This window comes from Methylobacterium sp. D53M (genome assembly GCF_053345625.1).
On record NZ_JBKFAL010000031.1, the window covers coordinates 47,067 to 56,606 of the forward strand.

General features: G+C 64.5%; 13 protein-coding genes. 7 read left to right on the top strand and 6 right to left on the bottom strand.

Annotated features, from left to right (window positions below; translation table 11 throughout):
* Positions 1-281: 281 nt before the first annotated feature.
* Together ACLBYG_RS27680 and ACLBYG_RS27685 are read left to right on the top strand one after the other, a co-directional pair.
* Positions 282-1,883, top strand: a complete 1,602-nt coding sequence (locus ACLBYG_RS27680; RefSeq protein ID WP_447683602.1) for an ABC transporter substrate-binding protein — start codon at positions 282-284, stop codon at positions 1,881-1,883.
* Between the two features lie 483 nt (positions 1,884-2,366).
* Positions 2,367-3,407: an IS110 family transposase gene (locus tag ACLBYG_RS27685; protein ID WP_447683603.1), complete on the top strand. Its 1,041-nt coding sequence runs from the start codon at positions 2,367-2,369 to the stop codon at positions 3,405-3,407.
* A gap of 462 nt (positions 3,408-3,869) precedes the next feature.
* Here ACLBYG_RS27685 and ACLBYG_RS27690 read toward each other — a convergent pair whose 3' ends face one another.
* From ACLBYG_RS27690 to ACLBYG_RS27700, 3 genes are read right to left on the bottom strand one after another with little or no spacing between them, the layout of a single operon-like run.
* A complete protein-coding gene (locus ACLBYG_RS27690; RefSeq protein ID WP_447683604.1) occupies positions 3,870-5,198 on the bottom strand; it encodes a Y-family DNA polymerase in 1,329 nt (442 codons plus the stop codon).
* The gene (locus ACLBYG_RS27695; RefSeq protein WP_447683605.1) at positions 5,195-5,647 is read right to left on the bottom strand and encodes a LexA family protein; all 453 of its coding nucleotides are present in this window, start codon (positions 5,645-5,647) and stop codon (positions 5,195-5,197) included. Before ACLBYG_RS27695 ends, ACLBYG_RS27690 begins: the two co-directional genes overlap by 4 nt.
* A 5-nt stretch (positions 5,648-5,652) precedes the next feature.
* Positions 5,653-5,847: a hypothetical protein gene (locus ACLBYG_RS27700; RefSeq protein ID WP_354456819.1), complete on the bottom strand. Its 195-nt coding sequence runs from the start codon at positions 5,845-5,847 to the stop codon at positions 5,653-5,655.
* 201 nt (positions 5,848-6,048) lie between these two features.
* Between ACLBYG_RS27700 and ACLBYG_RS27705 the strand changes: the two genes are divergently transcribed.
* Both ACLBYG_RS27705 and ACLBYG_RS27710 read left to right on the top strand, forming a co-directional pair.
* The gene (locus tag ACLBYG_RS27705) at positions 6,049-6,303 is read left to right on the top strand and encodes a hypothetical protein (RefSeq protein WP_354456818.1); all 255 of its coding nucleotides are present in this window, start codon (positions 6,049-6,051) and stop codon (positions 6,301-6,303) included.
* Between the two features lie 71 nt (positions 6,304-6,374).
* On the top strand, positions 6,375-6,623 hold the full coding sequence (locus tag ACLBYG_RS27710; protein WP_354456817.1) for a hypothetical protein: 249 nt from the start codon (positions 6,375-6,377) through the stop codon (positions 6,621-6,623).
* Between the two features lie 2 nt (positions 6,624-6,625).
* Here ACLBYG_RS27710 and ACLBYG_RS27715 read toward each other — a convergent pair whose 3' ends face one another.
* The gene (locus ACLBYG_RS27715; protein ID WP_447683606.1) at positions 6,626-7,000 is read right to left on the bottom strand and encodes a hypothetical protein; all 375 of its coding nucleotides are present in this window, start codon (positions 6,998-7,000) and stop codon (positions 6,626-6,628) included.
* Positions 7,001-7,120: 120 nt separating this feature from the next.
* Between ACLBYG_RS27715 and ACLBYG_RS27720 the strand changes: the two genes are divergently transcribed.
* A complete protein-coding gene (locus ACLBYG_RS27720; RefSeq protein WP_354456815.1) occupies positions 7,121-7,291 on the top strand; it encodes a hypothetical protein in 171 nt (56 codons plus the stop codon).
* Positions 7,292-7,791: 500 nt separating this feature from the next.
* On the opposite strand, the gene ACLBYG_RS27725 is transcribed toward ACLBYG_RS27720, so the two are convergent.
* Positions 7,792-7,980 carry a hypothetical protein gene (locus ACLBYG_RS27725; protein ID WP_354456814.1) on the bottom strand — a complete coding sequence of 63 codons (189 nt, stop codon included), beginning with the start codon at positions 7,978-7,980 and terminating at the stop codon, positions 7,792-7,794.
* A 227-nt stretch (positions 7,981-8,207) separates the two neighbouring features.
* Here ACLBYG_RS27725 and ACLBYG_RS27730 point away from each other — a divergent pair, with 227 nt between their 5' ends.
* Both ACLBYG_RS27730 and ACLBYG_RS27735 read left to right on the top strand, forming a co-directional pair.
* On the top strand, positions 8,208-8,468 hold the full coding sequence (locus ACLBYG_RS27730; protein ID WP_447683607.1) for a hypothetical protein: 261 nt from the start codon (positions 8,208-8,210) through the stop codon (positions 8,466-8,468).
* A 232-nt stretch (positions 8,469-8,700) separates the two neighbouring features.
* Complete coding sequence (locus tag ACLBYG_RS27735) at positions 8,701-9,066, top strand: hypothetical protein (protein WP_043755425.1); 366 nt, start codon at positions 8,701-8,703, stop codon at positions 9,064-9,066.
* A gap of 189 nt (positions 9,067-9,255) precedes the next feature.
* On the opposite strand, the gene ACLBYG_RS27740 is transcribed toward ACLBYG_RS27735, so the two are convergent.
* On the bottom strand, positions 9,256-9,540 hold a 285-nt coding region (locus ACLBYG_RS27740; RefSeq protein WP_447683608.1), incomplete at its 5' end, for an ATP-binding domain-containing protein.

Sequence of the window (9,540 nt, forward strand, 5' to 3'; positions counted from 1 at the left end):
TGTCTCAGGAGTGCTGACGGCGGACAGTTGCGCCGAAACGTCCCCCGGTGGCGTGCGGCGCAGTGAGAAGCGATACCCGTGGCTGCAAACGACCCCTCTCGGGCGTCCTGAGCGTCGCTCGGGCATTCGCAAAGCAGATAAAGCGGCCGATGTTCAAACCGGCGTAAGGTCACGGGGTGCAGCCTAAGCCAATTCAGCATGGTAGCGTGCGCCACGCGATGTGCCGCCCGCTCGGCTAGGAGGGCGGGCCGCTTCCAGCGCATCTGTCGAGGCCTCAAGCCATGCTGCGTCGAAGCTTTTTGGGGGCCGCCGCCGCGGCAGGCGCCGCCTCGTTCCTCGCCGCCCGACCCGCGCTCGCGCAGAGCGCTCGCCAGCGGACCCTGCGCTTCGTGCCGCAGGCAGATGTCACGATCCTCGACCCACTCACGACGAGCGCCTACGTCACGCGCAACCACGCGCTGCTGGTGTTCGACCAGCTTTTCGCAATCGACGGCGATCTCAGGCCCCAGCCGCAGATGGTCGAGGGCCACACGGTGGAGGATGACGGGAAGCGCTGGACCTTCCGCCTGCGGGAAGACCTCAGGTTCCACGACGGCGAGCCGGTGCGCGGACGCGACTGCGTCGCCTCGATCCGGCGGTGGGCCCCGCGCGACAACCTCGGCCAGTTGCTGCTGGCGCGCACCGACGCGATGGACGCCCCCGACGACCGCAGCTTCACCATCCGCCTCAACCGGCCCTACGGCCTGATGCTGGAGACGCTGTCGAAGCTCGGGCCCCCGGCACTGCTGATCCTGCCGGAGCGGCTGGCCGTCCTCGATCCCAAGCAGCAGCTCCCCGAGGTCGTCGGTTCCGGCCCGTTCCGGTTCAACGCCCGCGAGCGCATCATCGGCGCCCGCGTCGTCTACGACCGCAACCCGGGCTACGTGCCACGTGCGGACGGGGAAGTCTCTGGAGTGGCCGGGCCGAAGCGGGTGCATTTCGACCGGGTCGAGTGGACGACGATGCCCGACCCCAGCACGGCTGCAGCCGCGCTCAAGAACGGCGAGGTCGACTGGTGGGAGAACCCGATCAACGACCTGCTTCCGACACTGGGAGCCGACCGCGGGATCGTCACGCCGCTCTCGGGCCGGCTGGGGACGATGGGCACCGGGGTGATGAACCACCTGCACCCGCCCTTCGACAAGCCTGCGATCCGCCGCGTGCTGCTGGAGGCACTCTCGCAAGAGGACTTCATGACCGCGATCAACGGCACGGATCCGAACCTGATCCGGACCGGCGTCGGCCTGTTCGCCCCCGACACGGCGATGGCCTCCGATGTGGGTCTCGACGCGCTGATACGTCCGCGCGACCTGGAACGCTCGAAGCGGGACCTGATCGCGGCCGGCTACAAGGGCGAGCGCGTCGTCCTGTTGGCGGCGGGCGACCTGCCGCGGCTGGCCGCGATGGGCGATGTGATGAACGACCTGCTCAAGCGCATCGGCATGAACGTGCAGCACGCCGTCTCGGATTGGGGGAGCATGGTCACCCGCCGAGCCAACAAGGCACCTCCGGACCAGGGCGGCTGGAACATCTTCTGCACCGACTGGTCCGGCTTCGACATGCTGAACCCGGCGGTGGAGCAGGTGCTGCGCTGCGGCGGCGTGCAGACGGGCTTCTTTGGCTGGCCCGATCTTCCGCAAATCGAGGCGATGCGTGGGGCCTGGATCGAGGCGCCGGACGAGGAAGGCCGCCGGAAGATCGCCCACGCCATCCAAGCGCTGGCGATGCAGGAGGTGCCTTACCTGCCCCTTGGGCAGTATCTCAGCCGAACTGCCTATCGGGACGATCTCCAGGATGTGGTCAAGCACCTATCTGTGTTCTGGAACGTGCGGCGAGCCTCCTAAAGCCTTATCGAGTTTGACGAAGCCACGGTTCTCGCCGGGTAGATGATTGGTGTTCGTGCTTGTCAGATGCGTTGGCGATACGGCTAAGGGCGTCCGCTTTCTTACATTTGCGGCTCGAAAGCAGAAGGTCGCGTTTCCACCCTGTCCAGTCATCCTGCATCCACCTCATGCCTTCACTCTGCCGGTCATCAACGCATTCCCAGAGCGCCTGTTTTCTAGCTCATAGACGCTGGCTGAGAGCTCGGCGCACTCAGGAGACGATTTCCGGCGTCTCCTCGTGATATAGCGCAAAGATCAAGGTTGACGATGTCCGCCAATCAGGATCTATCTTGCTCGTATCACCGATTGGCAAATCGATAGTCTATATTTCCCAAGGTCTGAGTCAATATTTTTCTATGAGAGGTGCCGGCGCCTTCCGTCGGCGTCCGGTACCTGCTATTTTTGTCTTGCTAATGGCAGGTCACACTAGCACGGCTGCCGCAAATGAATCGTCACTATGTTGGTCTGGACGTGGCTCTGAAAGAAACTCAGATCTGCGTAATAGACGAAGAAATGAATATAGTCGCGGAGTCGAAAATTGATACCAACCCCGAGGCGATTTCCATTTATCTACGCGATCTTGGGCTAGCCTATCATCGAATTGGATTAGAAACCGGCAGCCTCGCGCATTGGCTCTATATCGGACTAGCGAGAGGTGGATTGCCGGCCTTTGTTCTCGATGCACGGAAGGTAAAAAGCTTCCTCAGGTTGGAGACCATTAACAAGAACGACAGAAACGATGCTCGCGGCCTTGCGCGGATGATGTGCTTCGGGACGCCGCACGTGGTTCACGTCAAGTCGGAGCATTCTCAGCGAATGCGAGCCTTGCTGGCTGCCCGAAAAACGGTGCAGATTAAGATGATTGATCTAGAAATGTTCGTCCGGGGCATAATCCGGCAGTTCGGTCTCAAGCTTGGTTCGGTAAGCCGGCCAAAGTGGGAGGCGCGCGTCCGCGAACTGATTGCAGGCGACTCTTTTCTTCGGGATGTGACCGAACCGGTTTTGACATGCTGGCGTGCTTTGCGGGCGCAGTTCGCAGAGCTGACTAAGCAGGTTTCGCGGATCACGCGCCTAGATCCGGTCTGCCGCCTGCTGATGACCTGTCCTGGGGTTGGGCCGGTGATCTCACTGAGCTTCAAGAGCGCGGTCGACATTCCCGAGCGGTTTCAGAAGTCAAGATCAATCGGCGCCGCTCTCGGGTTAACACCACGGCAGAATCAGTCGGGCGAGGTCGATCACAGGGGCAAGATCAGCAAGGCCGGAGATCAAGGTCTACGGACGCTACTCGTCGAAGCAGCGTTTATACTGCTCAGGATGCCTCGGAGTTCGGCGCTCAAAGCCTGGGGAGTCCAAATAGCCAAGCGCCGCGGAATTCAGCGTGCGGCCATCGCAGTGGCTCGTAAGCTCGCGGTGATCATGCACCGCATGTGGATGGACAATACCGAATTCCGTTGGGAGGCCAGCGAGCCCATGAGGGTCACCTGACCGATGCGGCCCGTCTCCTCATCGGGGAATTTCCTAAGCAGCCACTAAGCTCTTCCACGGATAAGCTCTTCCTTGAAGGGCGCTGACGAGACGCAGAACATGGCGCAGGGTTCCAAGCCCGGCATGTACGCATGCGCTCGGCAGTTTCTAGCTCGTTCGGGGGAGGTGAAGGCGAGACGCAGTATCGAGCGCCGAACCTCAAGTTCGTCTCGGGGAGTATTGCGCTCGCCTTCTCAGGTTTTTCGGCGCTTCTTTACGAATAGAATTTACTTCGAATAAATATTTCATATATCAGCGCGTCGCGAAATAAGCACCCAACTGGGACATTCTTTAGCACGACAAAATGCTTTCTCCATGCGCAATTCTTGAGCGGGTTTGGGCAAAGCGTCTGCTTCGATGGGCTTCTGCTCGTAAAAGGACTGGCTGCCCCCCACGAAGGTCACGCAAGCATCTGGTGAAATTTCAGACGTATGCGATCGGCAGTTCGCTGACCTGCGTGGTGTAGCGCGGTGTGCGCATCTCGAACTTCGTGGTCCAGTCGCGCCGGTTCACTAATCCTGCCCTCGCCGGCACGACGGCGCTGCGGCCCCAGCGCGCGTTGCACGCGTCCATCGCCGCCATCAGCGGGCCCGAGCGCTCCCGGTCCAGCGCGCCGATTAGCGCCCGCGGGCTGTGCGAGAGCGGCACGAGGTCGTTCGTCACGATCCCGGCCTTGCTGTACCGCCACGGCCGCTCGCCGGGATCGCGCCACGTCCGCGCCACCCCGTGCCGCGCCGCCTTGATCAGCGCCAGCGTGTCCGACGAGTGCTCCGGCAGTTGCACCGTCGTCGAGACCGAGCGCATCGGCTCGCCCCGGTCGTGCTCGCTCGTGTGATAGAAGACCGTGACGTGGTTGGTGCCCAGCCCCTCGCGCCGCAGCTTCTCGCCGAGCCGCGTGGCGTGCGCCGCCACCGCTTCCTCCAGCACCGCCCGCTCGGTGATCCGGCTCGAGAACGAGCGCGTCACCGCGCAGCCCTTCCGCCGCGCCGGCACCATCTCCAGCGGCAGGCAGGCAGCGCCGCGCAGCTCGTAGATGATCCGCTCGCCCACCACGGTCAGGCCCTTGCGCACCGGCCGCGGGTCGAGGTCGCGCAGGTCCGCCACGCTCTCGACGCCCATCGCCTGGAGCTTGACGAGCGACGCCCGGCCGATGCCCCAGACCTCGCCGACGTCGATCCGGCACAGCCAGTGCGCGTGGGCCGCCGGGTCCGTCAGGTCGCACACGCCTTCCAGCGCCGGCACGGTCTTGGCGATGTGGTTGGCGAGCTTGGCCAGCGTCTTGGTCGGGCCGATGCCGACGCAGGTCGGGATCCCGGTCCAGGCCCGCACGGTGGCGCGCAGGTCCCGCGCGAGCTCGACCCGCAAGCCCGGCGCGACGTCCGAGAGGTTCAGGAAGCTCTCGTCGATGGAGTAGATCTCCACCTGCGGGCTGAACTGCCGGTAGACCGCGTTGGTCCGCTCCGACATGTCGCCGTAGAGGGTGTAGTTCGACGAGAACACCCGCACGCCCTGCGCCTGGCACATCTCGCGGATCTTGAAGTACGGGTCGCCCATCTTGATGCCGAGCGCCTTGGCCTCGCTGGTCCGGGCGATGGCGCAGCCGTCGTTGTTCGAAAGCACGATTACCGGGACAGTGGCGAGCTTCGGGTCGAACACGCGCTCGCAGGAGCAATAGAAGCTGTTGCCGTCGATCAGCGCCACGGCGCGGCCGCCGCCAATCCGGTCGCGCCGGCGGGCTTCCGGCGTGCTCACGAGAGCTGACCGCGCGCGACGTGCCAGCGGATCGAGAAGCGGACCACGCCCCAGATCACGCCCTCGCCGAGTTCGTCGACCGCGAAAGCGGGGAGGTCCGGATTGCAGAAGGCGAGCCGGGCGACGTTGCCGTCGATCACGAGGCGCTTGCAGCTCATCTGGCCGTCGACCGCCGCGACGACGATGCTGCCGTGGCCCGCCTTGAGGCTGCGGTCGACGCAGGCGAGGTCGCGGTCGTAGATGCCGGCGCCCTCCATGGACGAGCCACTGATCCGCCACAGGAAGGTGGCGGGCGGGTTCGGCACGAGCCAGCGGGGCAGCTCGAGCGCGCCCTCGAGGAAGTCGTCGGCCGGCGACGGGAAGCCGGCGCACAGGGCCTGCCCGATCAGCGGGACGCGGACGGCTTCAGGGCTGCGGACCAGCAGCTCGTCGATACGGTGTACTGACATGAGGTTCAGGCTGCGGAGACGCGACCGCGTGCGTAACCGTGGGAGACCAGGCGGCCCTGGTCATCAACCTGCCGTTCCGCGGCGTCGAGGTCGGCAAGGGCGTCAGCAATCGCCTGTACGAGGGCCGCCCAGCCGTCGCGATGTGCGGTCTGGTAGTAGTGGAGCGCGATCGCCTCGGCTTCCGTGAGACGAAACTCCACAGGCGGCTCGTGCGGGAGAGCGTGCATCGCGTTCCGATTCCCTTTTAGAACAGACAAAGAACAAAGCGCAGGGGCGATCGCGGTTCAGTTGCCGGGTTGGAGGTGGTTCGGATAGCGGGGGATCTCTGTGGAAGGCATCCGGAAATGCCAATGCGTTCCGGGCCTTGGCGTTACCGAGGCCGCTTGGAGGAGAAGACGACGATGGCGATGAAGACGGCGTTCGTGGTGCAGCCCTTCGAGGTGCACCGGAAGCGGCTGCGGCCGGCCCGGCAGGAGCCTGCGCAGACCGAGAGCGGGGCGGTGAAGAAGGCCGAGAACATGGCCAGGCGGATGCCGGGCGCGGCGGCGCTGAAGGTGGTGGCCGACGACGAGACCGGCGAACTGGAGGGCGTCACGATCCTCGGCCAGTGGGGCGAGATCCCCGACGACTTCGCAGAGAGCCTGCAGGACGGGTAGAACGAGCGATCGGCTAGGATCCCGAGCTCTGGAGAGAGGGAACCGTCAGCCTGCATCCAGCTTGGCTCGGCATGCCTGGAAAAACGCCCGCCAAGAAGAAGCCGGTCAAGGCGAAGGTCGCCGAGAAGTCGCCACGCAAGGTCGGCCTACCAACGCAGCTTGCGGCGATCCAGACGCGGTATCGCGACGCGCTGCTCGATGCAGCCGAGCTGCCCTACGCAGATCAGGGCGATCGCATCCGGTCCGCATTAGCGACGCTGCTCGCGGAGAAAGCTGCGCTGGGCGTGAAGGACGGCGAGGAACTCGCCGAAGTAGAATAGCCCTACCGCGCCGCTACCCGAGCCGCAAACTCCCAGACCGGCGGCCCCCAGGTCTGCCCGGGCTTCGTCCGGTAGCCGGAGAACCGGTCGAACACGATCCGGTCCGGCTCGACGCCGATCACCGGACTGTCGTTGACCATCAGCGCGCCGGCATACTCCACGCGCAGGAATCCGTGCTCCGGATGGACGCCGAACAGCTGCTCCGCGGTCCAGCCGAGCCGGTGCGCCTTGGCGCCGCGCTCATCGAGGAAGGTCAGCGCGTTCGCCCGCATCGCCGCCCAGCGCGTCGGGGTGAGATACCGGCACGGCGATGCGTGCTCGGACAGGCGCTCGATCTGGTCGCGCCAGGAGGCGACGGCGGGCGGGAGGTCTGACATCCTGGCGGCGATATGGGGGTGAGCTTAATAGAGGGTCACTCGGCGCTGCTGGTCGATCGTCTCACGATCGTGGGGCTACCCTGGGTTGCTGAATCAATCCCGATGCGCCAGATTTAGCGCATGTCCATCGAGACGATGCACACGCTGCGCAAAGCGCCTGAGCCCTCGCCGCTCTATCCGGAGCTGAGCGTGGTTTCGACCCTGCGCGATCTCCTGACGGACGACGGCTTAGCGGTGCCCGCCGGATCGCGCGGGACCATCGTGGAGATCTACGCTGCGGGCGCGGCCTAAGAGGTCGAGTTTGCGCGTCCAGTTGTCGGAAACGCGACCATTACTGCGGACGCCCTGACGGCCGCTTGAGGATGCCTCTGCCCCCCCGGGCCGAGGCCCGCGCCATGTATCCCAGATCATAAAATTGGCCTTTACCTCCTCAATGTCCTTCATGAGGAAGGCGGACAAAAGGCAGAATTTTATCTGTCCCGCGGCTTCACTGTTGAGGAGCCCCCGAGCGCTGATATTTGCGTTGCTGGAGCATCCGACGCCGGATAACTTCGCTCGTGTAGTGAAAAACGGCTACGTCACGAAGTACGTCTTCGAAGGTCCGATGCCAATGCCTGATGGTAGCAGCCCGCAGATCAGGTCGGTTTGGAAGCTAATCGAGGAAGGGCGCATGATGTCGCTTGTCACAACCTACGCGATCTAGCCTTCGACAGCGCCATCCCGGCCACTGCCCTGCCGGGTTGTGTTCGCCCCGCCCCGATCTGCTCACGGGGCGGCCGTCAGGAGACCTGTCAGAAGCGGCGCATGTAATCTCCGAGTTCGAGGCTCATCCCCGCTTGGAAGCCAATGTGCCATGCCCGGACTTCAGCAGGTAGCATGCCGGCTCTTAGGTGCTCCTGGGCCACGATGATACCGACCTCCTCAACCCGGCGCACGAGGCCCTGAACGCTCCCGGTCTGTGGGCTCAGCGTCTTGATCATCTCGGTCGCCGCAAGCCGCCCAGCCTTTTCACCCCGAACGGCGGGAGAATGCGGGTCGCTCTGCGGCGGCATGGGTTTCGATTACCTTACCTTTAGGAGCCAATTTCCAGCGCGGATTGCATGCCTAGATGGCCAGCGTCAGTTGCCGGATCGTGTGAGCATCCTCTACGCATCCGTCCCAGGTTGAGACCGGGCGGCGGCCTGCTCGGCGGCACGGAGCGGGTAGGGTGGACGACGAGGACTACGACTTCGAGAGTTCGCCCCTATCAGGTCCCTTCACGCGCGACGGGCATGAGGTTGAGGTCGAGATTTACCGCCTTGCCGGCACGCAGGATCGGTGGCGTATGGAGGTGATCCACTTCTCCGGCTGTACGCGGTGGCAGGACACGTTCGCCACGGACGTGGATGCACACGCGGCCTTCCTCGCAACGGTCGAGGCTGCTGGGATCGGTCCCTTCGTCGGCGATCGGCCCAAGGCGATGAACTGACCGTCGTGCGGTCGTGAAAAAGCCCGCGCCGGCGGACCGGGCGGGCTTCTCAGGCTCGGCACCGACAAGGGAGGAATCCCGCCAAACCTGACACTGAGAGTGGGTGAAGAGCAGGGAAAGACAAGCCCCCCAACGGTAGTGACGCTGGGAGCGAGGACTCGACGCCCGCCCAGGCAAATCGAACCACCCACCTTTGAAAGCGTTCACGCCCCGCAACAACGGAGAGCACGACATGAAGGTGATCTCGGCGACCGTCCTTGGCCTGGCGCTACTCAGCGGAGCCGCTCCGGCCTTCGCACAGCCATACGGCGGACGCGACTACGGCTACGATCGCGGCGACTACGGTCCCCGCGACCGAGGCTACGGAGATCGGGGCTATGGCGATCGGGGCTATGGCGACCGCGACCGCCGCGACTACGATCGGGACTATGACCGAGGCTCGCGGGGCGGGCGTGGCGACTATGCTTTCAACGAGGAGGAGTATCTGCGCTGCAATCCAGACGTGCGCCGAGCGGTCATAGGTCGGGCGATCAAGTCTGGTCTGGAACACTACCGCAAGGTCGGCATGGCCGAAGGCCGGAAGTTGACCTGCAATTAGAGCGCGTCTGAAGAGCGGAGCAGGATATGAGAAAGCCCCGCGCGACAATGCCGGCGGGGCTGAAGGTGTGGGGTCTCGTTGACGGAATAGCAGCGCGTCCGGGGCAGCGACATCACCCGTTCGGGGGAGGCTATCGAGCATGAAAAGACCCGCCTCGGCCAAGCCGGGCGGTTCGAGCTCGTCCGAGCTTCAAGGGCGCTGCGACAGCCACTCCTGCAGCTGCGTCCAACGAGGCTTCATCGTGCCGCCGCGGACCGCGACGCCCACAGCCTTCCGCTGCCCGAGAAGCACCACCAGACGCTTGCCGCGGGTCACGCCCGTGTAGAGGAGGTTGCGCGCCAGCATCGTCCAGTGCTGCATGGCCAGCGGGATCACCACCGCGGGGTATTCCGACCCTTGCGATTTGTGGATGGTCGTGGCGTAGGCCGGCACTAGCGTGTCGAGCTCGCCATAGGGGTAGATCACCTCCCGATG

Excerpts from the sequence above, each read along its gene's own strand:
- ACLBYG_RS27680 (WP_447683602.1), top strand. The coding sequence starts at position 282 with ATGCTGCGTCGAAGCTTTTTGGGGGCCGCCGCCGCGGCAGGCGCCGCC.
- ACLBYG_RS27685 (WP_447683603.1), top strand. The coding sequence starts at position 2,367 with ATGAATCGTCACTATGTTGGTCTGGACGTGGCTCTGAAAGAAACTCAG.
- ACLBYG_RS27695 (WP_447683605.1), bottom strand. The coding sequence starts at position 5,647 with ATGTCAGTACACCGTATCGACGAGCTGCTGGTCCGCAGCCCTGAAGCC.
- ACLBYG_RS27705 (WP_354456818.1), top strand. The coding sequence starts at position 6,049 with ATGGCGATGAAGACGGCGTTCGTGGTGCAGCCCTTCGAGGTGCACCGG.
- ACLBYG_RS27710 (WP_354456817.1), top strand. The coding sequence starts at position 6,375 with ATGCCTGGAAAAACGCCCGCCAAGAAGAAGCCGGTCAAGGCGAAGGTC.
- ACLBYG_RS27715 (WP_447683606.1), bottom strand. The coding sequence starts at position 7,000 with ATGTCAGACCTCCCGCCCGCCGTCGCCTCCTGGCGCGACCAGATCGAG.
- ACLBYG_RS27720 (WP_354456815.1), top strand. The coding sequence starts at position 7,121 with ATGTCCATCGAGACGATGCACACGCTGCGCAAAGCGCCTGAGCCCTCG.
- ACLBYG_RS27725 (WP_354456814.1), bottom strand. The coding sequence starts at position 7,980 with ATGATCAAGACGCTGAGCCCACAGACCGGGAGCGTTCAGGGCCTCGTG.
- ACLBYG_RS27735 (WP_043755425.1), top strand. The coding sequence starts at position 8,701 with ATGAAGGTGATCTCGGCGACCGTCCTTGGCCTGGCGCTACTCAGCGGA.